The organism is Pantoea sp. MBLJ3 (assembly GCF_000816655.1).
Lineage (GTDB): Bacteria > Pseudomonadota > Gammaproteobacteria > Enterobacterales > Enterobacteriaceae > Pantoea > Pantoea eucalypti.
Window position 1 is genome coordinate 17,363 of sequence record NZ_JSUT01000005.1, and the last position, 23,440, is coordinate 40,802.

Below are 23,440 nucleotides of genomic sequence, written 5' to 3' on the forward strand. Positions count from 1 at the left end.
AAGCGCGGATTAATTTTTTGTGAAATAATCAGGGATTTATTGGCATTTAGGTCGATTTGCTGCGTGAAAGGGAGAAAAACAGACGTCACCAACGTGAAATATTACGGAAATAATGGGGACCGATGCAGGAAAATAATCACGCCTGAAACGACCATGTTCAGTGAAATAATTGGCCGAAAAAAAGAAAATACGGGGCGGATGAACATCAATAAACAATGAAATAGTCAGGCGGTATTGCAGTAATATTTTTTTCTTATGATGAGTCGCGGTGGCGCGGCTGCTATGCCATTGCCAGTGAAAACCGGATGCTGATAAAACAGCACCCGGTAACCCTCAGAAATTCCAGTCTTCATCTTCGGTTTCGACCGCTTTACCCATCACATAGGAGGAGCCTGAACCGGAGAAGAAGTCGTGGTTCTCGTCAGCATTGGGGGACAGCGCCGACAGAATGGCCGGATTTACCGCCGTCAGCTCCGCCGGGAACAGCGCCTCGTAGCCCAGATTCATCAGCGCTTTGTTGGCGTTGTAGTGCAGGAAGGTTTTCACCTCTTCCACCCAGCCGACATCGGCATAGAGCGCCTCGGTGTAAGCCACTTCATTCTCATACAGCGCCAGCAGCAGATCATAGGCGAACTGCTGCAGCTCTTCGCGACGCAGATCGTCAGCCGTGGCCAGCGCCTGCTGATATTTGTAGCCGATGTAGTAACCGTGCACCGCTTCATCGCGAATAATCAGGCGAATCAGATCGGCAGTGTTGGTCAGCTTGCCCCGGCTCGACCAGTACATCGGCAGCCAGAAGCCGGAATAGAACAGGAACGACTCCAGAAAAACGCTGGCGATCTTCTTCTTCAGCGGATCATTCGCCCGGTAGTGTTCAAGGATGATGCGCGCCTTGTTCTGCAACGGCACATTCTCTTCGCTCCACTGATAGGCGGCATCCACATCCTGCGTATTACACAGAGTTGAGAAGATAGAACTGTAAGAGCGCGCATGGACGGCTTCCATAAAGCTGATGTTCGACAGTACCGCCTCTTCGTGTGGCGTAATAGCATCGTCCATCAGTCCCGGCGCGCCGATCACGTTCTGGATGGTATCCAGCAGCGTCAGGCCGGTGAAGACCCGGATGGTCAGTTGCTGCTGCTGTTTATCCAGCGTCTGCCAGGCGGGCAGATCGTTAGAGAGCGGCACCTTTTCTGGCAGCCAGAAGTTGCTGGTGAGACGGTTCCACACCTCAAGATCTTTCTCATCCTGAATGCGATTCCAGTTAATCGCCTGAATTTGTTTAAGTTTCATCGTTTTCATTACAGGGAGCATGAGACGCAGCCCTGAACCTCCGTGCCCTGAAGCGCCATCTGACGCAGTCGAATGTAATAAAGCGTTTTGATCCCTTTTTTCCACGCGTAAATCTGCGCTTTGTTGATGTCGCGGGTCGTGACGTCATCGCGGAAAAACAGCGTCAGTGACAGGCCCTGATCGACGTGCTGAGTCGCTTCTGCGTAGGTATCAATAATCGCTTCCGGCCCAATCTGATACGCATCCTGATAGAGGTGGAGATTCTCATTGGTCATAAACGGCGCGGGATAGTAGACGCGACCGGTTTTACCCTCTTTGCGGATCTCGATAGGGGAGACAATCGGATGGATGCTGGAGGTGGCATGATTGATGTAGGAGATCGAACCGGTCGGCGGGATCGCCTGCAGGTTCTGATTAAACAGCCCGTGCTGCATCACTGCATCACGCAGCGCCTGCCAGTCCGCCTGGGTCGGCAGTGTCAGTCCGGCATCGGCAAACAGCGTCGTCACCCGTTCAGTGCGCGGCAGCCATTCCCGCTGCAGATATTTATCGAAGTAAACGCCGCTGGCGTATTGCGAATCCGCAAAGCCCTCGAACGTCTTCTGATGCTCCTGCGCCAGTTGATTAGAGGTGCGTAGCGCATAGTAGGTAATGCAATAGAAGTAGAGATTGGTGAAATCCAGCGCTTCCGGTGAGCCGTAGGCGATGCCTTCCCGCGCCAGATAGCCGTGCAGGTTCATCTGACCCAGCCCGATGGCGTGCGAACGGCGATTGCCTTCGGCGACCGACGGCACCGAGCCAATCTCGCTCATCATCGACACCGAGGTCAGGGCGCGAACCGCCACATCCACGGTGCGCGCCAGATCGCGCGAATCCATGGCATGCGCAATATTCAGGGAGCCAAGATTACAGGAGATATCTTTGCCGATGCGGCGGTAGCTCAGGTCATCATGGTACTCGCTGGCGCTGTTCACCTGCAGAATCTCAGAGCAGAGATTACTCATATTGATGCGACCGGCAATCGGGTTGCTGCGGTTCACGCTGTCCTCATACATGATATAGGGATAGCCCGACTCAAACTGAATCTCGGCCAGCGTCTGGAAGAAGTCGCGTGGCGGAATAAAGGTTTTACGGATGCGATCGTCCGCCAGCATCTCCTCATACTTCTCGCTGATACTGATATCGCCAAAGGCCTGACCGTAAATCCGCTCAACATCATAGGGCGAGAACAGCGCCATGGGTCTGTTCTCTTTCGCCAGCTGAAAAGTGATATCAGGAATAACCACGCCCAGCGACAGCGTTTTGATGCGGATCTTCTCGTCGGCATTTTCGCGTTTGGTATCCAGAAAGCGGAAAATATCGGGATGATGCGCATTAAGCCAGACTGCGCCGGCGCCCTGACGCGCACCAAGCTGATTCGCATAGGAGAAAGCATCTTCCAGCATTTTCATTACGGGGATAACGCCCGACGATTGATTTTCAATACGTTTAATCGGCGCACCAGACTCACGCAGGTTCGACAGTAAAAAGGCGACGCCGCCGCCGCGCTTTGACAGCTGCAATGCCGAGTTCACTGCGCGACCAATCGACTCCATATTGTCTTCGATGCGCAGCAGGAAGCAGGAGACCAGCTCACCGCGCTGCTGTTTGCCGCAGTTCAGAAAGGTCGGCGTCGCGGGCTGGAAACGGCCGCTGAGGATCTCCTCCAGCAGCGCTCGCGCCAGCGTTTCATCGCCCTGAGCCAGTGTCAGTGCCACCATGCAGGCGCGCTGTTCGAAGGTTTCCAGATAGCGTTTGCCATCAAAGGTCTTCAGGGTATAGCTGGTGTAGTACTTCCAGGCGCCCAGAAAAGTTTTGAATTCAAATCCCCACGTCTCCGCCACCTCATGCAGCTCAAGCAGAAAATCAAAATCGTACTGATTCAGCACATCCGCTTCGTAATAGCTCTCCGCCACCAGATAGCGTAAACGCTCGGCGTTGCTGGAGAAGGGGACGGTATTGGGTTGCACATGCTGCAGATAAAACTGACGTGTCGCTTCGCGATCCTTGTCGAACTGGATACGGCCGTCAGCATCGTAGAGGTTCAGCATGGCATTGAGGGCGTGATAATCGAGCGTCACGCCGTTGAGGGTATCTGTTGTTGCCAAAATTGGGTTACTCCCGCTTTAACTTTCGCAATATCGTCAGGGGTTCCCATTAGCTCGAAGCGATAAAGACAAGGAACCTGACATTTTTTTGCAATGATGCTGCCCGCCAGGCAGTAACCGGCACCGAAGTTACGGTTGCCTGCTGCGATCACGCCACGAATACCACGGCGGTTCGCCTCATCATTAAGAAACTGAATCACCTGACCGGGCACTGCACCGCGACTGCTGCCACCGCCATAGCTGGGTACCACCAGAATATAGGGCTGGTCGATATGCAACTGATCACGGGCATCAAGCGGGATGCGCCAGGCGGGCAGGCCGAGGCGCGTGACAAACCGGTGGGTGTTTTCCGACTGGCTGGAAAAATAGACCAGCGGGAACATGCGCTTAGCCCCCGACGGCAGAAAGCGATCGCAGAGTGGCGATCTTGTCCGGGCGGAAGCCGCTCCAGTGATCGTTATCTGCCATCACCACCGGCACCTGGCGGTAACCCAGTGATTTCAGGTTGTCGATCGCTTCCGGCTGGCTGTCGAGATTGATTAACTGATAGGCGAGACCCTGACGGTCCATCGCATTTTTGGTCGCCGTGCACTGGACACAGTTATCTTTAGTGTAAATAATAATGCGCATGATTCGTATTTCCCTCTGTGTGCGGTTCTGATGCCCGAAAACAAAGCTGACGCGACAGGTTGCGGGCTTCATTGTGACGAACAGCAGGTGTCGTGCTGATGAGCTAAATACTAGATGTAGTAGTTTTTGTGGTCAAGCCCACCATATATAGGGTTTTATGATTTGTATTTGCGCAACAGAGGAAAAGCCAGCAGGGATGCGCCCTGCAGCCTGGAAAAATCTTTTGTAAATGTCGCTGGCCGCAAAAAAGGCAAAAAAAAGCCCCGCACAGGGCAGGGCTCAGGGGATTTCTCAGCGCTTAGCTTAGCGGCGTGAAGCCAGCAGTACGCCCACGACGATACCGAATGCGGCACCGATACCTACACCGTGCCATGGCTTGTCATGGACATAGGTATCAACCTGAGCGGAAGCATCACGCGCAACCTGTGAAACACGGTTGCTGCCGCCGTTCAGTTTAGAGCGGGTCTGTTTCAGCAGTTTCTCAGCCTGACTGCGGGCTGAGTCCACTTCGTCTTTGGCGTCACTGCCGTAAGATTTCAACAGCGCTTCCAGTGAATCGGCCAGTTCGTTAACGTCCTGATTGATATCAATGTCATCGTTTTTTACAGTGCGATTAAACATTTTTTAGCTCCCTTTGATTTAAAAACGTAATACTAGTGTAGACGACCTTGAGATTAACGAGACGCGGGAGTGTTCTTTAGGGAAAATTCCGAATGCCCACTCTGTCATGCTGTTGTAAGGTTGCGAAGCTTTTGAAAGAGGAGAGGATCGAGCATGTATTTACGACCGGATGAGGTAGCGCGCGTACTGGAAAAAGCGGGTTTCGAAGTCGATGAAATTACCCCACGGGCCTATGGCTATCGCCGTGGAGAGAACTACGTTTATGTGAATCGCGAAGCGCGCATGGGGCGCATGGCTTTAGTGATTCACCCGACACTGAAAGAGAAGAGCCAGCCGTTCGCTGAACCCGCTTCAGAAATGAAGACCTGCGATCACTACACCCAATTCCCTCTCTACCTGGCGGGTGATTCACAGGAACATTACGGCATCCCGCACGGATTCAGTTCCCGCATGGCGCTGGAACGCTATATTCAAAGCGTTTTCGGCTGACGCATCAGGCCCCGCCGCGACGGGGCTCTGAACGGCCTTTTCATCCTCCCTGTTTCCTGCCGTTGCAATTACCCGCTGTGACGCGTATAAAATTGTCCACTATAGATGTTTAGACGTCCATACGGATAAAAAAGATGAGCGAACAGCCAACTCCCTCGCAGGAACAATTTAAACGCACCATGAAAGTGCGCCATCTGGTGATGTTATCGCTGGGCGGCGTAATCGGCACTGGCCTGTTTTTTAACACCGGCTATATCATTTCTACTACCGGAGCAGCGGGGACGCTGCTTGCCTATCTGATTGGCGCGCTGGTGGTCTGGCTGGTGATGGTCTGTCTGGGTGAACTCTCTGTGGCGATGCCGGAAACCGGCGCGTTCCACGTTTACGCTGCGCGCTATCTCAGTCCGGCAACCGGCTATACCGTGGCATGGCTCTACTGGCTGACCTGGACGGTAGCCCTGGGCTCCAGCCTGACGGCGGCGGGCTTCTGTATGCAGTACTGGTTCCCGCAGATTCCGGTATGGATATGGTGCCTGGTCTTCTGCTGCGCCATCTATCTGCTGAACGTCATCTCAACCCGCTTCTTCGCCGAAGGGGAGTTCTGGTTCTCGCTGATTAAGGTGGTCACGATCGTCGCCTTTATCGTGCTGGGCGGCGCAGCGATGTTTGGCTTTATCCCGATGAAAGATGGCACGCCCGCGCCCGGTCTGAGCAATCTTACCGCGCACGGCTGGCTGCCCAATGGCGTACTGCCGATTCTGATGACGATGGTGGCGGTGAACTTCGCCTTCTCTGGCACCGAGCTGATCGGGATTGCGGCCGGTGAAACCCAGCAGCCGGAGAAAGTGCTGCCGCTGGCGATCCGCACCACCGTGGCCAGGCTGATCATCTTCTTCATCGGCACAGTCTTTGTGCTGGCGGCGCTGATTCCGATGGATCAGGCTGGCATCGTAAAAAGTCCGTTTGTGCTGGTGTTCGAAAAGATCGGCATCCCGTATGCGGCTGACATCATTAACTTTGTGATCCTGACTGCAATCCTGTCAGCAGCCAACTCCGGCCTTTACGCATCGGGCCGTATGCTCTGGTCGCTGGCCAACGAAAATACGCTGCCGCGTGCCTTTTCCCGGGTGAACAAGCGCGGCGTACCCATGCTGGCAATTACTGTCAGCATGGTGGGCGGTTTGCTGGCGCTGGTTTCCAGCGTGGTTGCGCCAGACACGGTGTTTGTGGCGCTGTCGGCTATCTCTGGCTTTGCGGTGGTCGCGGTCTGGCTCAGCATCTGCGCCTCGCATTTTGTTTTCCGTCGCCGTCACCTTCAGCAGGGCAAATCGCTGGCCGATCTGGCTTACCGCGCGCCGCTCTATCCGCTGACGCCGATTCTGGGCTTTCTGCTCTGTCTGCTGGCCTGTGTTGGTCTGGCATTCGATCCAACTCAGCGTATCGCGCTATGGTGTGGCATCCCGTTTGTCCTGTTCTGCTACGCCGCATACCATCTGACCCACAAATCATCCCCGAAGCCTGAGGAGGCCAAAGATGTCGCATAACCCTGTCGCGCAGGCTTTAACAGAGTCACCATTGCTGATTCTGGATGGCGCGCTGGCCACCGAACTGGAAGCCCGCGGCTGCCATCTGGCCGATGCGCTCTGGTCAGCAAAGGTGCTGATGGAAAATCCTGAGCTCATCTATCAGGTGCACTACGACTATTTTGTCGCCGGTGCGCGTTGTGCCATTACCGCCAGCTATCAGGCGACGCCGCAGGGCTTTGCCACACGTGGTCTTGATGAAGCGCAGTCACTGGCGTTGATCGCCCAGAGCGTCGAGCTGGCGCGCCGCGCACGTCAGGACTATCTGGCGGTCCGGCCCGATGCGAAAACGCTGCTGGTGGCGGGATCGGTGGGGCCATATGGTGCTTTCCTGGCGGATGGTTCGGAATATCGCGGTGACTATGCACTGCCGGAAGCGGAAATGATGGCGTTTCACCGTCCGCGCGTGCAGGCGCTGCTGGCGGCGGGTGCCGATCTGCTGGCCTGTGAAACCCTGCCTTCGTTTGCGGAAGCGCAGGCACTGGTGAAGCTGCTGGCTGAATTCCCGGAAGGCCGCGCGTGGTTCACGTTTACGCTGCGTGATGCCGGGCATATCAGCGACGGCACGCCGCTGTCAGAGGTGGTGAGCTGGCTGAATCAGCAGCCGCAGGTGATAGCGCTGGGGATCAACTGCGTAGCGCTGGAGAGCGTAACGCCAGCGCTGCAGCAGTTGCAGAGGCTGACCGACAAGCCGCTGGTGGTCTATCCCAACTCCGGCGAGCAGTATGATGCCAGCAGCAAAACATGGCATTCCGCGCCGTCGGGCTGCACGCTGCACGACAAGCTGGATGAGTGGCAGCAGGCGGGCGCGAAGCTGATTGGCGGCTGCTGTCGCACCTCACCCAACGACATCGCGGCTATCGCCCGCGCTTGTCAACCGCAATAAGCTGGCTGAATCGGGCGATGATAGCCCGATTGAGACAAAGAAGGCGGTCTACACTTTGAGCACTGATCACTCTGTGGACCCCTTCATGAAACAGCGAATTCTGGCTCTGGCCGCCGCGCTGCTGCTTAGCGGCTGTGCCACCATTGTCGGCACTGAAACCCAAATGGTGCGCATCGACTCTCTGCCGCAGGGCGCGCGCTTTACCGTGCAGGATGAGCGTGGCTACGCAGTTGCGCAGGGTTTCACGCCGCAGACCGTTGAGCTGGCAAAATCCACCGGCCGCTACTTCGGCAAAAAGCACTATCTGCTGATGCTGGAAAGCCCGGGCTACGTGCCGGTTACAGTGCCTATCGAGGCTCGCGCTAACCTCTGGTATCTGCTGGGCAATATCCCATTAGGTGGATTCCCCGGCTGGTTGCTGGTCGATCCTTTCTATGGCGGCATGTACGACCTCAAGCCGGAACATCCACGTCCCTTCATGAATCCGGTTGGCGCGCGCGGCTGATCACTGCGCGGTCGGCTTCACCATTCCGCCTGGCGTTTTATGGCGTTCCAGATACTGATGCTGGAAAATGCACATGCGGATGGTGTTGCGGTACTCCCCATTAATGAAAAATTCATGTTTAAGCACGCCTTCGATCTCGAAGCCGAGCTTGGTATAGATATGGATCGCTTTCTCGTTTTCCTGATCGACAATCAGGTAGAGCTTATAGAGATTGAGAACCGAAAAGCCGTAATCCATCGCCAGCTTTGCCGCCTGGGTTGCCAGCCCTTTGCCCTGATGCGCCGGATCGATAATGATCTGAAATTCAGCGCGGCGGTGCACATGGTTAATCTCCACCAGTTCCACTAATCCCGCTTTCTGCCCGCTATGCTCCACCACAAAGCGGCGTTCCGTCTGGTCATGAATGTGCTTGTTGTAGAGATCGGACAGCTCCACAAACGCTTCATAGGGCTCCTCAAACCAGTAGCGCATCACGCTGGCGTTGTTATCCAGCTGATGGACAAAGTGCAGGTCTTCCCGCTCCAGTGGACGCAGTTTTACCGTCATCGCTTTTTCCTCTCATGAAATAGTTGCCGCGAGTATACCGCATCAGCCTGGTGCTGCGTTTTGTGCAGTCGTATAGGGGCGCTGCTTTAGCGTACAACCGTCAATAGCGTAGCGTGGCAATCAAGATGGCTGTGAGAGAACCACACACCGTCCGGCAGGAGAGAAGAGGGGTTAAGGCCGATTAAGAGGCGAGTTACGAAATGCGCGACGAGTGAAACAGCGCCGGACGGCAGATTAACGCCGTCCGGCCGGGTTTCAGGCAGAGATCTGTTCGATGATGCGGCCCTGCGCCATGCGCACCGCGCGATCGCACATATGATCGATAACATCGGGATCGTGGCTGACCAGCACCATTGTCAGACCATCCTGCTGTTTCAGATCGTTGAGCAGGTTGAGGATCTCCGCCTGCACTGACATATCCAGTGCCGATGTCGGCTCATCCAGCAGCAGGATCTTTGGCTGCAGCAGCAGGGCGCGCACGATGGCGACGCGCTGACGCTGACCGCCGGAGAGCTGATGTGGATAGCGATCTGCCAGTGCAGGATCGAGTCCGACGTGACGGAAACCCTGATCGATACGATCGTTGATATTGTCGCGTTTCAGCAGCTTCAGCGGCTCCGACAGGGTGCGACGCAGCCGGTGACGCGGATGCAGCGAGGCATAAGGGTCCTGGAACACCATCTGCACTTCCTGACGCAGCGCACCGGTAAAGGCTTTGCCCGGCTGAACAGTATGACCGGCAAGCTGCATCTGGCCCTGCCAGTGTGGGTTCAGACCTGCCAGTACCCACAGCAGTGACGATTTGCCGCAGCCCGAAGGACCCACCAGACCAAAACACTCGCCCGCGTTAACCTCAAGATTAACCTCATGCACCACGGTGCGAAGGTCATAACCCTGTTTGTGGGCGACGCTGAGATTGTGTAACTCAATCATAATTCGCCTCCAGCGCAGCGCGATCCAGCACCGGTAAAGTCTGTCCGTGGGTCGCTTTACCCGGACGGCAGGCCCACAGTGTGCGGGTGTAAGGATGGGTCGCGTGAGGCAGTTCAGCGGCGGGCAGCGTATCCAGCAACCGGCCTTTGTACATCACCATCACCCGCTCGCAATGTTCCGAAACCTGCTGCAAATCGTGGCTGATCAGCAGCAGACCCATGTTACGCGCTTCCACCAGACCGCGAATCAGCGCCAGCACCTGATCGCGCATGGCATGATCCAGTGCAGAGGTGGGTTCATCAGCGATCAGGAAGTCAGGATCGGTGATCAGTGCGATTGCCAGCATCACACGCTGGCCCATGCCGCCCGAGAGCTGATGCGGATACTGCTGCATCAGACGACGCGGATCGGGCAGGCCGACCGCATCCAGCATCTCACACACTTTCTCTTTACGCTCGGCACGGCTCAGGCGGCGATGCAGGATCAGCGGTTCTTCCACCTGCCAGCCAATGGTGCGCGTCGGATTAAGGGCATATTTCGGGTCCTGCATCACCATCGCCACGCGGTTACCGCGCAGCTGGTTCCAGTGACGCTCACTCAGCGTCAGCGCATTCTCACCGGCCACCTGAAGCTGGCTGGCCTGCAGATGCAGCGCGGGCGAGAGCAGTCCCATCAGGCTGCGGGCGGTCAGCGACTTCCCGGAGCCGGACTCACCGACCAGCGCCACACGTTCGCGGCCCACGGAAAAGCTGATGTTATCGACCAGCAGTGCTTCATCACTGCGAATGGTCAGCCCTTCGGCAAGGAGCAGATTATTTTGCATGACGGGTATCCAGTCGGTCGCGCAGGCCATCGCCTGTCAGGTTAAAGGCCAGGCTGGCAAACAGAATCGCCGCACCCGGTGCAGCCGCAACCCACCACTGATCGAAGATCACTTTACTGCCTTCGGCGACCATTGAGCCCCATTCAGCCGTCGGCGGCTGAACGCCCATGCCGAGGAAACCGAGTCCGGCAGCAGCCAGGATAATCCCGCCCAGGCTTAGCGCAGCGCGGACCACCGCCGTGGGCATGCAGAGCGGCAGGATATGACCGAACATCAGGCGAAAGCCCGTAATGCCCTGCATCCGCGCGGCGGCGAGGTAATCGCTGCGGCGCAGTGCCAGCGTTTCAGCGCGTGCCTGACGGGCAAACGGCGGCCAGCTGGTCAGCGCCAGTGCCAGCGCGCCGTTCATCAGGCCAGGGCCGAGAATCGCCACCAGCGCCAGCGCGATCACCAGGTTGGGCAGCGACAGGAAGATATCGGTAATGCGCATCAGCAGGCGTTCGGTCCAGCCGCCAACGTAACCGGCGGTGATGCCGATCAGCAGTCCGGCCGGAATAGTCAGCACCAGAATCAGCGATACCAGCAGCAGCGTAGGGCGTGTGCCGTAAATCACGCGCGACAGCAGATCGCGGCCAAAGCCATCGGTGCCAAACCAGTGCTGTGCTGACGGCGCCAGCAGGCGGCTCGACATGGTCTGCACATTCGGGTCGAAAGGTGCAATCAGCGGTGCCAGCAGCGCCATCAGGATAAGAATCGCGACCAGCGTCAGGCCAACGGTTAACGAGGTCACGCGTTGACGGCGACGGCGTGGCCGTAGCGTTTCGGGTTCAGAGAGTTGTTGCGTCATCGGGTTCTCGGATCGGTTAACCAGGTTAAAACATCTGCCAGGGTGTTAATCAGGATAAAGCAGCTGCCAATCAACAGGGTTGAGCCCAGAATCGCCGGCACATCGCCGGAGAACAGCGCATTGGTCATATAGCGACCCACTCCCGGCCAGGCGAAGACGGTTTCGGTTAGCACCGAGCCTTCCAGCAGCGTGGCGTAGGAGAGGGCGATCACCGTAACCAGCGTGCCCAGCACGTTAGGGAATATATGGCGCAGCAGGATGCGCACCCGACCGGCACCTTTGGCACGCGCCAGCACCACATACTCTTTACTGCTCTCTTCCAGCAGCGCCGCACGCAGCAGGCGGGTAATGCCCGCCATCGCCAGCAGACCGAGAATCACCACCGGCAGCCAGAGGTGCGCAATCGCGTTGCGGAACATCTCCGGTTCACCTGAGAGCCAGCTGTCGATCAGCACAAAGCCGGTTTTCGGCTCAAGGGTATAGACCCAGATATCATCCAGTCGTCCCGGTCCGGCGGACCAGTGCAGCACCGCATAAAAGAGCAGCAGACCCAGCAGGCCGAGCCAGAACACCGGCACCGAGTAGCCCAGCAGCGAGATAAAGCGGGCGAGGTTATCGATCCAGCTGCCCGGTTTCCAGGCCGCCAGCAGCGCCAGCGCGACGCCAAATACCACCGCGAAGATCATCGCGCAGGTCGCCAGCTCAATGGTGGCCGGGAACGTGGACATCAGATCGCCACTCACCGACTGATTGGTCAGACGGGAGACACCCAGATCGCCGTGCGCCAGATGTTCGACATAGCGCCAGAACTGCATCAGCACCGGCTCGTCGAGACCCAGGTCATGACGCACCTGCGCGTAAGTCGCTTCACTGGCGTGATCGCCGGCAATCTGCTGCACCGGATCAATCGGCGACAGATGCGACAGCATAAAGGTGAAGGCAAGCAGGCCAAGCAACGTGACCAGCAGCGACAATACGCTACCGATCAGCCGTCCGCCACGCTGCCAAAAAAGCCGGGCGAACCCGGCTGAAGGGACAGACTGTGCCATTACTTAGTAACCTGCGAATAATACACCATGTCAGGGTTGATACCCTGCACGTAGCCTTTCAGGTTGTCGCGCAGGGCGATCAGGTTCTTCGCCTGCATCCCAATCACGTAAGGTGAATTTTTCATTACTTCACGCTGCATTGCTTCATACAGCGCCACGCGTTTTTTCGGATCGCTTTCTGCTGTCGCCGCAATCACCTGCTTGTTCAGCTCAGGAATATGCCAGTCTGAACGGTAAGCGATGGTTTTGCTGCCATCTTCCGGGTTGTAAGCAAACGAGGCGGCATTGGTATTGGGATCGAAGTAGTCAGAACCCCAGGCGTTCAGCGTCGCTTCATATTTATGCGCTTTCACATTGGTCGACACTTCTGAGCTCAGGCCCGGCACCACTTCCACTTTCACGCCTGCTTTGGCGAAGCTGCCCTGCAGCGCCTGTGCGATATCCAGATAAGGCGGCTGGTTGCTGGTAGAGAGCTTGAAGGTCACGTTGCTCAGGCCCGCTTTCTTCAGAATCGCTTTGGCTTTTTCCGGATCGTAGCTGTATGGCGTGTCGTTGATTGCGCCCAGGAAGCCCTTCGGCAGGAAGCTCTGATGCACGTCAAACTGGCCTTTCAGCAGTTCGTTGGCAATACCTTTGTAATCCCACAGGTAGCGTGCTGCTTCCCAGAAGGCCGGATTCTTCATCGTCTCGTTTGCGCCGATGTTGAACTGGATGTAGTAGAGCGACGCCATGGGAATCGCTTCCGTCTTCACGCCTTTCTTGCCGTTCAGCGCAGCGATCTGATCGGCACCCAGGTTACGGGCGATATCGGCATCGCCCTGTTCCAGCAGCAGACGACGCGCAGCCGGTTCCGGTACGTTTTTGATCAGGATATTTTTCATCTTTGGCGCGCCCGCCGGTGAGGTCGGGTTAGCGCTGAGCAGTACCACCTGATGCATCACCACTTTACGGATCTGATACGGACCGCTGCCCGCAGAGTGAGTTGCCAGCCAGGCGTTACCAAAATCGCCGTTCTTCGCGTTCGCCATCGCGGTTTTTTCATCAATGATGGAAGAAACCGGGGCAGAGAGCAGGCTCAGCACGTAGGTCGGGCTGACGTTAGCCGTCCAGCTAATCTGCACGTGATTGTCGTCGACCTTCTTCAGGAAGCCGTCGACGTTATCTTTAGTCCAGCCAAGCTGTGTCAGGATGAAAGAGGGATCGAGGTTCAGCTTTACCACGCGGCCCAGCGAGAAGATCACATCTTCCGGACGCAGTGGGTTGCCGGTAGAGAATTTCGCATCTTTGCGCAGTTCAAAGGTCAGGCTGCGGTTGTCGCTGCCGGGCTGCCATGAGGTCGCCAGAGTAGGCTTCAGGTCCACCGGGTTCTGCGGATCGGACTGGACCAGACGCTGATAGATGTTTGTAAAAGCCTGAACGCTGGTCAGTTCAAACCCTTTGGCCGGATCGAAGCTGTCGGCGTCGTCAGTAGATTGTGCAATTACCAGCGTATCTTTTGGTGTTGCGGCCTGTGCTGTGAAGGCGCCAGCCAGCGTCAGCGCCAGCAGTGATGGAATTATAGTTTTCATGAAATTTCCTTGCCTCTAAAAAGTTACGCGAGTTTACGAAAGGGCCGGTGTGAAGAATAGTCGAATATGGGCTAATCATATGCCAAAAGGTTATAAGGGTTACCTGCTGGTTATAAGAAGATCGCCACTCTGTTAACGAAGCGGTAAGCTGAGCAGAAACAAAACCTCAACGAAACCATTATTCAGGTTATTATTGCTTTACCGCAGCCAGACGCTCTTTATAATGGCTGCAGATAATTTCAGGAGAATTCAGTTGGACAGTGATACCCGATTAACTTTAATTCTGGCAAGCTGAATTTTCTTTGCTGCTTGCCAACCGGCGAGCAGCGATCCCCGCTTTAATTAACGATCGCGCTCCTTTTTTAAATCCTGTCATTCACAGGAGTGCGCGTTATGCTGCTGTTTATATTCGCTCTTTTTCCTCCGCCCCGATTGGCGTAGCGCAGGCTACGCCCGATTGACGATCTCAGACTTTCAACATGCTGCGTTTAACCGACGTCGGCTAATCCTGTGCGCATCATTATTTTGCGTGCAGGCGGAATAACGTGATTATTCCTGAAGGTCACCGCATTAAATAACCCGGCTTCGCCAGGTTTTATCCATGCACCTTATTTTGCGTGCAGGACAACTATTGCTTTAAATCAGGGAGATGTCGAAATGAGCGACATGAAACTGGAGCAGGTTGCGATCACTTCATCCGGCAACCGTAACGATAAAAAAAGTAAAAAAATGTTTGCTGTGGCACAGCAGGCAGGCCAGCACGTTGAGACGACGCTGGCAAACCTGCGCAGTCACCATCAGGGCCTGACTCAGGCTGAAGCGGCGAAACGCCTGAGCCTGTACGGCCGCAATGAAGTCGCGCATGAGAAAGCGCCACCGGCGCTGATTCAGCTGCTGATGGCGTTTAATAACCCGTTTATCTACGTATTGCTGGTCCTGGCGCTGGTGAGTTTTGTAACGGACTACTGGCTGCCGCTGCGCGCTGGTCAGGAGACCGATCTTTCCGGGGTGATCATCATCTGCACCATGGTGATGCTGAGCGGGTTGCTGCGCTTCTGGCAGGAGTTTCGCACCAACCGTGCGGCGCAGGCGCTGCAGTCACTGGTTCGTAGCCAGGTTACCGTGCTGCGGCGTGAGGCGGACAGCGAAACCGCACAGCGCCAGGATGTGGATATGAGTGAACTGGTGCCGGGCGATATCATTCTGCTCAGCACCGGCGACCAGGTGCCAGCCGATGTGCGCCTCCTGAGTTCACGTAACCTGTTTATCAGTGAAGCGGTGCTGACCGGCGAGTCGCTGCCGGTTGAGAAACACAGCAGTGATGCGGGTATTGACGGCACAGGCCAGACTGCTAAAGAGCTGCTGGCGTCAGCGAATATCTGCCTGATGGGTACCAGCGTAGCCAGCGGTACAGCCAGCGCCGTCGTCGTCGCGACCGGTGGCGAAACCTGGTTTGGCTCGCTGGCCTCATCGCTGACCGGAAGCCGTCCGCAAACTGCATTTGATCGCGGGGTGAATAGCGTCAGCAAACTGCTGATCCGCTTTATGCTGGTGATGGTGCCGGTGGTGCTGCTGATAAATGGCTTCACCAAAGGTGACTGGATGGATGCCACGCTATTTGCACTGGCGGTTGCGGTCGGGCTGACCCCGGAAATGCTGCCGATGATTGTCAGCGCCAACCTGGCCAAAGGCGCAATTGCGATGTCTCGTCGCAAAGTCATCGTTAAAAAGCTCAATGCCATTCAGAACCTTGGGGCAATGGACGTGCTCTGTACGGATAAAACCGGCACGCTGACTCAGGACACCATTCTGCTGGCGCATCATCTGGATGCACAGGGCAATGAAGATGCTCAGGTCCTGCTGCTGGCATGGCTGAACGGCAGCAGCCAGAGTGGCGCGAAAAACCTGATGGACCGCGCCGTACTCAGCGCGGGCGATAAAATCATTTCGCAGTCTCTGCGCAGCCAGTTTCAACTGGTGGATGAGTTGCCGTTTGATTTTGATCGCCGCCGGGTTTCAGTGCTGGTGGAAGATCTGGCTCAGCATCGTTCACAGCTGATCTGCAAAGGCGCAGTCAAAGAGATGCTGGCGGTAAGTATCGCCGTGCGCAAGGGCGATGCGGTCGTTGCACTGGATGCGGCGCAGCGAGCGGCGCTGCTGACACAGACCGAACACTATCATCAGCAGGGTTATCGTGTGCTGCTCGTGGCAACCCGTGATGAGGAGCTGCGCGCGCCGCTCAATGACAGTGACGAGCGCGATCTGGTTATTCAGGGCATGCTGACCTTCCGCGATCCGCCAAAAGCCAGCGCGGGTAAAGCGATTAAAGCCCTGCGCGACAGCGGTGTGGCGGTGAAAGTGCTGACCGGCGACAACCCATTGGTGACGCTGCGTGTCTGTGCCGATGTCGGACTGACCGATCCGGCGATGCTGACCGGCGATCAGATTGAGGCGATGAACGATGACGAACTGGCGCAGGAAGTGGAACGTTGCACGCTGTTTGCCCAGCTGACGCCGCTGCAGAAATCACGTCTGGTGCGGCTGATGCAGCAGAATGGTCACACCGTCGGTTTTCTGGGAGATGGCATTAATGACGCGCCTGCACTCCGGGCGGCGGATACCGGGATTTCCGTGGACAGCGCGGCAGATGTGGCGAAAGCCTCCTCGGACATCATCCTGCTGGAGAAAGATTTACAGGTACTGAATGAAGGTGTCCTCAAAGGACGCGAGACCTTTGGCAACATCATCAAGTACCTGAACATGACCGCCAGTTCCAACTTCGGCAATGTTTTCTCGCTGCTGGTGGCCAGTGCTTTTATTCCGTTTTTGCCGATGCTCTCCATTCATCTGCTGATTCAGAACCTGATGTATGACATTTCCCAGCTGGCACTGCCGTGGGACAAGGTTGACCGTGAGTTTCTGAATAAGCCGCGTAAATGGGATGCCGGCAACATTAAACGCTTCATGCTGTGGATGGGGCCGACGTCGTCAATTTTTGACGTCACGACCTTTGCGCTGATGTGGTTCGTTTTTGGCGCGAATCATGCGGGCGTGCAGTCGCTGTTCCAGTCCGGCTGGTTTATAGAGGGATTGCTGTCACAGACGCTGGTAGTGCATATGCTGCGTACCCGGAAGATTCCGTTTATCCAGAGTCGCGCCACCTTACCGGTGATGCTGACCACGCTGACGATTATGGCGCTGGGCATCCTGATTCCGTTCTCACCGCTGGGCGCGATGGTCGGTCTGGTGCCACTGCCATGGCAATACTTCCCGTGGCTGGTGCTGACGCTGTTCAGCTACTGCCTGGTGGCGCAGGGAATGAAACATGTCTACATCCGCAGGTTTGGTCAGTGGTTCTAGGGAGGAGAAGATGAAAAAAGGCAGGCTCGATAAAGTTTTTGTCGGCGTGATGATTATCGGCTTAACTCTGATTGCGCTGACGGTCGTGGTGCGATGATAGCGTTGTAAAACTGCGAACATTAAAAGGCAGCGAGGCGACTCACTGCCTTTTTTATTAATGGGCGATTACTCTTCGTCGCGCTCACGGCTGGCGCGCTGGCGTTCGTAATATTCATCCTCTGCAGTGATGATCTCATCCATCAGCGAATCCATATCAACCACGCGCTCCTCTTCCACAAACTCTCCGGTAAGCGGCGTTTCTGGTGTGAGCTTGCCATCCTCATACAGCAACCAGATCTCTTTGGCATAGCGCGTCTTAAGCAGCTGCGGAGCGAACTGACCATAGTATGAAGTGATGTTGTTTACGTCACGTTCGAACATCGACTCGGCATGGTTATTGGCCGCCGCATCAACCGCCTGGGGCAGGTCAATAATCACCGGTCCCTGATCGTCCAGCAGCACGTTGAACTCGGATAAGTCACCATGCACGATACCTGCACAGAGCATGCGAACGATGTTACGGATCATGGTGTTGAAATCGGTGATTGCCTGCTCTTCGGAGAGCATGACATCGCTGAGGCGCGGCGCAACCGCACCGTTGGCGTCAGTTACCAGCTCCATCAGTAACACACCGTCGATGCAGAGATAAGGCTGAGGTACACGAACACCGGCGTTAGCCAGGCGGAACAATGCGTCTACTTCGGCAGTCTGCCAGGACTCTTCCTGCTGCTTACGGCCAAATTTCGTGCCTTTCTGCATGGCGCGGGCGTTACGGCTGTTGCGGGTTTTACGTCCTTCCTGATACTGCACCGCCTGCTTGAAGCTACGCTGAGTCGCTTCTTTATAGACTTTGGCGCACTGCACCTTGCCGCCGCAAAGCACGGTATAGACGTCTGCTTCTTTGCCGCTTTTCAGCCGCTGCAGGACATCGTCAATCAGGCCGTCATCGACCAGTGGCTGGATTCTGTTTGGGATTTTCATGCGGCTTTATACCTTATTTCACCCACTTTTCGTATCAATTTGCGATGATGGAAATATTGGCAATGACTGAACAAAGAATCTGATTCTACCCTGGAATGTAGCTTTATGGGGATGATCCTTGATGACCAGCGCGTTTGACCTTTGTTTTTTCATAAACAATGGATTAGCTGGAAGAGCAGGGCAGTTTTGTCTGCACGAGTATCGTTTTCTGGCCACTGCGCACAGCTGGCAGGGATGATGTGTCCGGGGAAAAACCTGTAGAGCAGACCGAAGCGGTCTGTCAGGCCAGCATCCTGCTCACAGAAAACTGGCCCACCTGCGGGATTATTTCAGGCTTTTAAGCACGTTAACCGTGCTGTCGATGTCGATCTCATCTTCAGAGAAGGTCAGCGTGGTTCCCTGGAATGTGGTGACCGCCAGCTTTTTCAGCGAGCGCATTTCATTCGCTTTCGTGTCAGATTTCGGCCGGATGTTATTCAGCAACAGGCCGACTGACAGCACCGCGTTCTCTTTATCGACACCGGCATCGAGCGGGACTTCTTCGCTGTAGACCAGGTAAGATTTGATCGAGGTGATCTTCAGCCGCTCGCCTGCGATATAGATGTATTTACTTGTCGGCGCGACTTTCACCGCATAGGCAGATAAGCCTTTGTTGTTGGTGGTGGGTTCAAAGGTCACCGCCGCATCTTTTTTGATCAGGTCAGGGTTGGCGACCTTAATCACATGAAAATAGCGGTTATCGCCGTTTTCATCTTTGATAAAGCCAAAACCTTTATCTTCAAACCACGTTGTGATCGTTCCGTTCATCGCCATTTTTGCCTGCTTAATCTACTCAGTTTTTTACAGCGCGCAGTGTAAAACACAATGCCTGCACAGACTATATAAGTCTGGATGATAATTTTCAGCTGCGCCAGGGAGCGACGGTATGGCGCTCACTCGTCTGGCGATGAGTAACAGTTACTCGTTGCCCCAGCGGTTCAGGAACTCCGCGATATCATCAATACGCTGCTCATCAATGCCGGCTTCACGCGCCATATCCTGCTGCGACGCTTCACTGATCTCTTCGTTGTTCATCAAACGGGTGATCAGCAGCTGGAAGTAATGCGCCAGCGGGGTACGTTCTGCTTCGCTTACCGGCTTAGCAGACTCCGTCGCATACTCATCTGCGACATCATAATATTTGAGAGAAATTTCGTTATTCATAGGGTGTCCGCAGCGTTGAAGTTACGTTAAGGCCTCACCGTCGTTCGTGGCATGGCTCAAAAGGAGATTATTTCGTGTTTGGGCAGGAGCTGTAAAGGGGGAAGGGCGTCAGCGCACATCTTCAGGCGTTGAGCATTTTATACTGAGCAAAAAACGATTCCCCTCCTGATAACTGATCGCCGGGCTGTAACGCCATCGACACGTCGCAGCACGACGGTTTCCTGCCAGGCGCGTGAGGAGATGCCCGATGAGCACTCTCCTGAAAAGCCTCGCGCTGTTCAGCGCGAGTTCAGAGTGGAACTGATGAAGATCAGCTTGCCGGTCTGCATCACGCGATTACGCTCTCAATCGGCTCGATAATACATTCCGGGTGCGCCTGCAGCCGCGCGAAAGCCTCGGCATACGAGGGCATTGAGTCGGCTGCGCCGGCACGTTCGACACAGAGTGAGGCAAATGCCGCAGCAAATCGCGCCGCCTGGGGCAGATCCTCGCCGGACGCGAGCCGGGCGGCAAGCGCGCCATTAAACGCGTCGCCAGCACCTGTGGTATCGCGCGGCTGTGCCGGAAAAAGCGGAATACGCTGCTGCTGCGCAGGTGTAGAGAGCAGGGCGCCAGCAATGCCCAGCGTGATAATGACCTGACGCGCACCCTTACGATGCAGTACCTCAGCGGCGCGACGTGCGCTGGCAAAATCAGTAACAGTTACCCCGCTAAGCTGGCTCGCTTCCGTGCTGTTAGGCGTCAGCAAATCAACCTTTGCCAGCAGCGCATCGCTGATTTTTTGCCACGGCGCCGGGTTGAGAATCACAAAGGTGCCGCTGGCACGCGCGTTATCAACCATGCGTTGAATGGCACTCAGGTTGTTTTCCAGCTGTACCAGCAGAATATCGGCAGCGGCTACCGTAGGCTGGCAGCGCGTGACCTCTGCAGCGGTCACGGTGGTATTGGCGCCCGGATAGACAGAAATCATATTTTCAGCGTCGTCGCCTGCGACGTAAATCAGCGCGTTACCGGTGGGTTTCTCTTTACAGGTAAACAGCGTAATGGCGTCAAAGCCGGTTTTCTCCAGATGACGTCGCGCGAAAAGGCCAAAATCGTCATTGCCCACTTTACCGATGTAGTGCACCCGAGCACCAGCGCGCAGCGCCGCCGTAGCCTGATTGGCGCCTTTACCGCCCGCGCCCATCATGCTGTTGTGCGCTGTCAGCGACTCCCCTGGTAGCGGAAAGCGACGCATCACGGCAACAACATCGAGGTTAAAGGAACCGAAAACACATACTTTTCCTTTCATCCTGCGCTCCTGAACAGGCGTTCGGCGGCGAGACAGGCACCGCGACAGCCCGTGTAGTCGGTTGAGTGGCTGAAAATGATCTTCAGGTTTTCGCGCGTGACCGGTGGCCGAAGATGCTGCTGAATCTGGTTGCGCAGCAACGCCAGCGGAAAATCAGCCATCGCCAGCACACCGCCGCCGAGGATCAGATATTCCGGGTCGAGTATATTCATCTCAGTTGCAATCAGCTGCGCCAGCCGTCGCACAAATGCCTGAAGTTCAGGCTGGTCGCCGTGATGGGTAAACAGCGCAGAAATAGGCGTGTCGGCGGCGTTCAGCGTGGCCCAGTGACTCAGCCAGTGGCCTGAAGTCAGGGTCTCCGCACAGCCGCGATTACCGCACGGGCAGGGGAGATCATTGCCTGCCACCGGCACATGCCCCAGTTCGCCAGCACCGCCATGCTCGCCATGATAAAACTGCCCATTGAGCCACAGACTGTTGCCCATTCCGGTGCCGGGATAGAGGCCGACGGCGTTATCCGGCAGTTGCTCCAGCTGCAGCAGATCCCACAGCATCAGATGGTTCACATCTTTGTCCATCGCCACGGGCACACCGAGCTCCGCTGCCAGGCGTGCCGCCACAGGCTGGTGGTCCAGCGCCTGGATAAAAGGCAGCGAAATCACCTGCATTCTGTCGCGGCTGAGGATACCCGGCAGGCCCAGCATAATGCCGCTGACTGGCTGCTGTTCCAGCGTATCATCAATAAGCTGAGCCAGTGCCTGCAGCGCGTCCGGCTGCCGGGCCCAGCTGGCGGTGGGCACCTTGCGAAAGCTGCTCCAGACGCCTCCCGCTTCCATGAGCTGCAGCCGGGTACCGGTGCCGCCAATGTCGATACCGAGCCAGCGCGGTTTCATGCAGACACCTGCGCCAGCCCCTGGGCTTCATCAATGCTGTCGCGCATCATCTTCCAGGCGGTGGCTAAATCGTCATGAATGTTAAATAAGCCCGAGGTACCGACAATCAGGACTTCTGCGCCCGCGCCAATAAGCTGGTGATAAGTGCGGGTGTTACAGGAGCCATCGATTTCGATCAGATAGTGATATCCGTGCTGCTGCTTCAGTGCTTTCAGCTCACGCACCTTTTCAACCATTTCCGGGATAAAAGGCTGGCCGGCGTAGCCCGGATCCACCGTCATCACGGTGATCTTGTCGAGCAAATGGATATAGTGCTGAATATATGAGATTGGGGTGGCTGGATTGAGCACCACGCCCACTTTTTTACCATAACTGCGGATCAGATTAATGACGCGAAACGCGTCGCGGTTGATCGTCTCCGCGTGCGGACAGATATAGTCAGCCCCCGCTTTTGCAACCGCCTCGATAAAATTAGTCGGCTCTTCCACCATCAGATGCACGTCGATCGCCACGCGGGTGAAAGGACGGATCTGCTCAATGAAGAAAGGGGAGAGCGTTATATTTTTAACGTAATGACCATCCATGATATCCACATGAAGAAAGTCAGCGCGCGAGTCGAGAACCTGTAGCTGGTGCTTGATCTCCATCAGGTTCATACACATCAGTGACGGGGAGATTTGAGTACGCATCATACTTCCTTCTTTTCAGACAGAGGATTAAGCACCGCGGCCAGCCTGCTGAGCTTTACTGCACGGTGTTCGTTGAATCGGGTTTTAAATTGTTTAAAGGCGAGGACCACAATCAATACTGCGCCCCACATTGCCAGGCTGACGTGCTGACTGATGTTCATCAGATTGAAACCGGTTGAAAGTACCTGCAGCGCAATCAGTGCCAGCACCACACCGGTGACGCGACCGAATCCGCCGTTGGGATCGGTGCCGCCAAGAATAATCGCCAGTACTGTCAGTAACAGATAAGCATCGCCATAACCCATGCGCGCGGAGTTAAAGCGCGCCATCATAATCAGGCCTGCCAGTACGCAGAGCAGGCTGGAGATCACATAGACCAGCATCACCATGCGATGGGTATTGATGCCGCTGAACCAGGTGGCGTTGATATTGCTGCCGCCCATGTAAATGCATTTTCCCGCGCGGGTTTTACCGAGAAACAGTGCCAGTAGCGCGGCGGCGATCAGGAATACCCAGAGCGGCAGCGGCATACCCAGCAGCGTATCAGCACCCAGCGCCTGTACCACCGGCGGCATGCCGCTGACGGCAGCCCCTTTGGTCAGCCAGATACCGATACCGTTCAGCGTCATCATTGTTGCGAGTGTGACCAGAATCGGGTGCGCGCCGATTCGCGTTACCATCAGACCCGTTACCACGCCGATTACGGCGGCGATCAGCATGGCGCCAATGATGGCGATGAACAGCCAGAGCAATTGCAGCGCCATGCCGGCTCCGGCGGGCAGGGCGCTCATCAGCGTCCAGGCGATAAACAGCGCCGTCAGGTTAGCGGTCGCGATAATGGCAAGGTTCAGGCCGCCGCTGAGGATGGCGATAAACATCGCCAGTGTGAGTAAGCCCAGCTCCGGCAGCTGAAATGCCATACTCATAAAGGTTGAGTCGGTCAGGAAGCGACCCGGCAGCATCACCGTAAAGATGGCCAGCGCCAGCGCGATAAGCAGCATCAGGCCGATGTTGGTGCCGTCCGGGCGCAGTGCAATCAGTGATTTCATCATCAGTGCCCTCTG

24 protein-coding genes are annotated in these 23,440 nt (G+C 56.0%); 6 read left to right on the top strand and 18 right to left on the bottom strand.

What is annotated here, in order from left to right:
- Nucleotides 1–333: 333 nt before the first annotated feature.
- The 5 genes from nrdF to NP77_RS06550 all read right to left on the bottom strand — a co-directional run bounded on the left by nrdF (nt 334) and on the right by NP77_RS06550 (nt 4,691).
- The gene (nrdF, locus tag NP77_RS06530) at nt 334–1,293 is read right to left on the bottom strand and encodes a class 1b ribonucleoside-diphosphate reductase subunit beta (protein WP_033743485.1); all 960 of its coding nucleotides are present in this window, start codon (nt 1,291–1,293) and stop codon (nt 334–336) included.
- 8 nt (nt 1,294–1,301) lie between these two features.
- Nucleotides 1,302–3,440: a class 1b ribonucleoside-diphosphate reductase subunit alpha gene (gene nrdE / locus NP77_RS06535; protein ID WP_072040351.1), complete on the bottom strand. Its 2,139-nt coding sequence runs from the start codon at nt 3,438–3,440 to the stop codon at nt 1,302–1,304.
- On the bottom strand, nt 3,410–3,823 hold the full coding sequence (gene nrdI, locus NP77_RS06540) for a class Ib ribonucleoside-diphosphate reductase assembly flavoprotein NrdI (protein ID WP_003850364.1): 414 nt from the start codon (nt 3,821–3,823) through the stop codon (nt 3,410–3,412). The genes nrdE and nrdI overlap by 31 nt, the downstream gene beginning before the upstream one ends.
- Before the next feature lie 4 nt (nt 3,824–3,827).
- On the bottom strand, nt 3,828–4,070 hold the full coding sequence (gene nrdH, locus NP77_RS06545) for a glutaredoxin-like protein NrdH (RefSeq protein ID WP_003850362.1): 243 nt from the start codon (nt 4,068–4,070) through the stop codon (nt 3,828–3,830).
- 303 nt (nt 4,071–4,373) lie between these two features.
- Complete coding sequence (locus tag NP77_RS06550) at nt 4,374–4,691, bottom strand: DUF883 family protein (RefSeq protein WP_003850361.1); 318 nt, start codon at nt 4,689–4,691, stop codon at nt 4,374–4,376.
- Nucleotides 4,692–4,844: 153 nt separating this feature from the next.
- Here NP77_RS06550 and NP77_RS06555 point away from each other — a divergent pair, with 153 nt between their 5' ends.
- The 4 genes from NP77_RS06555 to NP77_RS06570 all read left to right on the top strand — a co-directional run bounded on the left by NP77_RS06555 (nt 4,845) and on the right by NP77_RS06570 (nt 8,154).
- A complete protein-coding gene (locus tag NP77_RS06555; protein WP_003850360.1) occupies nt 4,845–5,180 on the top strand; it encodes a DUF2002 family protein in 336 nt (111 codons plus the stop codon).
- Nucleotides 5,181–5,314: 134 nt separating this feature from the next.
- Nucleotides 5,315–6,724, top strand: coding sequence for an S-methylmethionine permease (mmuP, locus tag NP77_RS06560; RefSeq protein ID WP_008926759.1), 1,410 nt, complete (start codon nt 5,315–5,317; stop codon nt 6,722–6,724).
- Entirely contained in the window at nt 6,714–7,649 is a 936-nt protein-coding gene (mmuM, locus tag NP77_RS06565; protein WP_003850358.1) for a homocysteine S-methyltransferase, read from the top strand. Before mmuP ends, mmuM begins: the two co-directional genes overlap by 11 nt.
- Before the next feature lie 85 nt (nt 7,650–7,734).
- Entirely contained in the window at nt 7,735–8,154 is a 420-nt protein-coding gene (locus NP77_RS06570; protein ID WP_003850357.1) for a hypothetical protein, read from the top strand.
- Here NP77_RS06570 and speG read toward each other — a convergent pair whose 3' ends face one another.
- The 6 genes from speG to NP77_RS06600 all read right to left on the bottom strand — a co-directional run bounded on the left by speG (nt 8,155) and on the right by NP77_RS06600 (nt 13,920).
- Nucleotides 8,155–8,700 (bottom strand): spermidine N1-acetyltransferase, encoded by a 546-nt coding sequence (gene speG, locus NP77_RS06575; protein WP_003850356.1) that lies wholly within the window; start codon nt 8,698–8,700, stop codon nt 8,155–8,157.
- Between the two features lie 255 nt (nt 8,701–8,955).
- The gene (locus NP77_RS06580; protein ID WP_008926758.1) at nt 8,956–9,633 is read right to left on the bottom strand and encodes an ABC transporter ATP-binding protein; all 678 of its coding nucleotides are present in this window, start codon (nt 9,631–9,633) and stop codon (nt 8,956–8,958) included.
- The gene (locus NP77_RS06585) at nt 9,626–10,456 is read right to left on the bottom strand and encodes an ABC transporter ATP-binding protein (RefSeq protein WP_003850354.1); all 831 of its coding nucleotides are present in this window, start codon (nt 10,454–10,456) and stop codon (nt 9,626–9,628) included. Before NP77_RS06585 ends, NP77_RS06580 begins: the two co-directional genes overlap by 8 nt.
- Nucleotides 10,446–11,303 carry an ABC transporter permease gene (locus tag NP77_RS06590; protein WP_003850353.1) on the bottom strand — a complete coding sequence of 286 codons (858 nt, stop codon included), beginning with the start codon at nt 11,301–11,303 and terminating at the stop codon, nt 10,446–10,448. The genes NP77_RS06585 and NP77_RS06590 overlap by 11 nt, the downstream gene beginning before the upstream one ends.
- Nucleotides 11,300–12,352, bottom strand: coding sequence for an ABC transporter permease (locus tag NP77_RS06595; protein WP_003850352.1), 1,053 nt, complete (start codon nt 12,350–12,352; stop codon nt 11,300–11,302). The genes NP77_RS06590 and NP77_RS06595 overlap by 4 nt, the downstream gene beginning before the upstream one ends.
- Nucleotides 12,352–13,920 (bottom strand): ABC transporter substrate-binding protein, encoded by a 1,569-nt coding sequence (locus NP77_RS06600; RefSeq protein ID WP_008926756.1) that lies wholly within the window; start codon nt 13,918–13,920, stop codon nt 12,352–12,354. The genes NP77_RS06595 and NP77_RS06600 overlap by 1 nt, the downstream gene beginning before the upstream one ends.
- Before the next feature lie 657 nt (nt 13,921–14,577).
- Between NP77_RS06600 and mgtA the strand changes: the two genes are divergently transcribed.
- Both mgtA and mgtU read left to right on the top strand, forming a co-directional pair.
- Nucleotides 14,578–17,280: a magnesium-translocating P-type ATPase gene (mgtA, locus tag NP77_RS06605; protein ID WP_039659469.1), complete on the top strand. Its 2,703-nt coding sequence runs from the start codon at nt 14,578–14,580 to the stop codon at nt 17,278–17,280.
- Nucleotides 17,246–17,377, top strand: a complete 132-nt coding sequence (gene mgtU, locus NP77_RS23935) for a magnesium transporter protection protein MgtU (RefSeq protein WP_008926754.1) — start codon at nt 17,246–17,248, stop codon at nt 17,375–17,377. Before mgtA ends, mgtU begins: the two co-directional genes overlap by 35 nt.
- 68 nt (nt 17,378–17,445) lie before the next feature.
- Here mgtU and NP77_RS06610 read toward each other — a convergent pair whose 3' ends face one another.
- From NP77_RS06610 to NP77_RS06640, 7 genes are all read right to left on the bottom strand, one after another.
- Nucleotides 17,446–18,300, bottom strand: coding sequence for a PA4780 family RIO1-like protein kinase (locus NP77_RS06610; RefSeq protein WP_003850345.1), 855 nt, complete (start codon nt 18,298–18,300; stop codon nt 17,446–17,448).
- A gap of 324 nt (nt 18,301–18,624) precedes the next feature.
- The gene (locus NP77_RS06615) at nt 18,625–19,113 is read right to left on the bottom strand and encodes a cold-shock protein (RefSeq protein ID WP_039659471.1); all 489 of its coding nucleotides are present in this window, start codon (nt 19,111–19,113) and stop codon (nt 18,625–18,627) included.
- Nucleotides 19,114–19,257: 144 nt separating this feature from the next.
- Nucleotides 19,258–19,503 (bottom strand): YmjA family protein, encoded by a 246-nt coding sequence (locus NP77_RS06620; protein WP_003850337.1) that lies wholly within the window; start codon nt 19,501–19,503, stop codon nt 19,258–19,260.
- 328 nt (nt 19,504–19,831) lie between these two features.
- The gene (locus tag NP77_RS06625; RefSeq protein WP_003850334.1) at nt 19,832–20,794 is read right to left on the bottom strand and encodes a ribokinase; all 963 of its coding nucleotides are present in this window, start codon (nt 20,792–20,794) and stop codon (nt 19,832–19,834) included.
- Complete coding sequence (gene alsK, locus NP77_RS06630; RefSeq protein WP_003850333.1) at nt 20,791–21,687, bottom strand: allose kinase; 897 nt, start codon at nt 21,685–21,687, stop codon at nt 20,791–20,793. The genes NP77_RS06625 and alsK overlap by 4 nt, the downstream gene beginning before the upstream one ends.
- Nucleotides 21,684–22,376 (bottom strand): D-allulose 6-phosphate 3-epimerase, encoded by a 693-nt coding sequence (gene alsE, locus NP77_RS06635; RefSeq protein WP_003850331.1) that lies wholly within the window; start codon nt 22,374–22,376, stop codon nt 21,684–21,686. The genes alsK and alsE overlap by 4 nt, the downstream gene beginning before the upstream one ends.
- Nucleotides 22,376–23,425, bottom strand: coding sequence for an ABC transporter permease (locus tag NP77_RS06640; protein ID WP_033743482.1), 1,050 nt, complete (start codon nt 23,423–23,425; stop codon nt 22,376–22,378). Before NP77_RS06640 ends, alsE begins: the two co-directional genes overlap by 1 nt.
- Nucleotides 23,426–23,440: the final 15 nt, after the last annotated feature.

Excerpts from the sequence above, each read along its gene's own strand:
- NP77_RS06640 (WP_033743482.1), bottom strand. The coding sequence starts at position 23,425 with ATGAAATCACTGATTGCACTGCGCCCGGACGGCACCAACATCGGCCTG.
- NP77_RS06610 (WP_003850345.1), bottom strand. The coding sequence starts at position 18,300 with ATGAAAATCCCAAACAGAATCCAGCCACTGGTCGATGACGGCCTGATT.
- NP77_RS06595 (WP_003850352.1), bottom strand. The coding sequence starts at position 12,352 with ATGGCACAGTCTGTCCCTTCAGCCGGGTTCGCCCGGCTTTTTTGGCAG.
- NP77_RS06615 (WP_039659471.1), bottom strand. The coding sequence starts at position 19,113 with ATGGCGATGAACGGAACGATCACAACGTGGTTTGAAGATAAAGGTTTT.
- alsE (WP_003850331.1), bottom strand. The coding sequence starts at position 22,376 with ATGCGTACTCAAATCTCCCCGTCACTGATGTGTATGAACCTGATGGAG.
- NP77_RS06570 (WP_003850357.1), top strand. The coding sequence starts at position 7,735 with ATGAAACAGCGAATTCTGGCTCTGGCCGCCGCGCTGCTGCTTAGCGGC.
- NP77_RS06590 (WP_003850353.1), bottom strand. The coding sequence starts at position 11,303 with ATGACGCAACAACTCTCTGAACCCGAAACGCTACGGCCACGCCGTCGC.
- mmuM (WP_003850358.1), top strand. The coding sequence starts at position 6,714 with ATGTCGCATAACCCTGTCGCGCAGGCTTTAACAGAGTCACCATTGCTG.
- mgtA (WP_039659469.1), top strand. The coding sequence starts at position 14,578 with ATGAGCGACATGAAACTGGAGCAGGTTGCGATCACTTCATCCGGCAAC.
- nrdF (WP_033743485.1), bottom strand. The coding sequence starts at position 1,293 with ATGAAACTTAAACAAATTCAGGCGATTAACTGGAATCGCATTCAGGAT.
- NP77_RS06580 (WP_008926758.1), bottom strand. The coding sequence starts at position 9,633 with ATGATTGAGTTACACAATCTCAGCGTCGCCCACAAACAGGGTTATGAC.
- NP77_RS06620 (WP_003850337.1), bottom strand. The coding sequence starts at position 19,503 with ATGAATAACGAAATTTCTCTCAAATATTATGATGTCGCAGATGAGTAT.
- alsK (WP_003850333.1), bottom strand. The coding sequence starts at position 21,687 with ATGAAACCGCGCTGGCTCGGTATCGACATTGGCGGCACCGGTACCCGG.
- NP77_RS06585 (WP_003850354.1), bottom strand. The coding sequence starts at position 10,456 with ATGCAAAATAATCTGCTCCTTGCCGAAGGGCTGACCATTCGCAGTGAT.
- speG (WP_003850356.1), bottom strand. The coding sequence starts at position 8,700 with ATGACGGTAAAACTGCGTCCACTGGAGCGGGAAGACCTGCACTTTGTC.
- nrdI (WP_003850364.1), bottom strand. The coding sequence starts at position 3,823 with ATGTTCCCGCTGGTCTATTTTTCCAGCCAGTCGGAAAACACCCACCGG.
- NP77_RS06555 (WP_003850360.1), top strand. The coding sequence starts at position 4,845 with ATGTATTTACGACCGGATGAGGTAGCGCGCGTACTGGAAAAAGCGGGT.
- nrdH (WP_003850362.1), bottom strand. The coding sequence starts at position 4,070 with ATGCGCATTATTATTTACACTAAAGATAACTGTGTCCAGTGCACGGCG.
- NP77_RS06550 (WP_003850361.1), bottom strand. The coding sequence starts at position 4,691 with ATGTTTAATCGCACTGTAAAAAACGATGACATTGATATCAATCAGGAC.
- NP77_RS06600 (WP_008926756.1), bottom strand. The coding sequence starts at position 13,920 with ATGAAAACTATAATTCCATCACTGCTGGCGCTGACGCTGGCTGGCGCC.
- mmuP (WP_008926759.1), top strand. The coding sequence starts at position 5,315 with ATGAGCGAACAGCCAACTCCCTCGCAGGAACAATTTAAACGCACCATG.
- NP77_RS06625 (WP_003850334.1), bottom strand. The coding sequence starts at position 20,794 with ATGAAAGGAAAAGTATGTGTTTTCGGTTCCTTTAACCTCGATGTTGTT.
- mgtU (WP_008926754.1), top strand. The coding sequence starts at position 17,246 with ATGTCTACATCCGCAGGTTTGGTCAGTGGTTCTAGGGAGGAGAAGATG.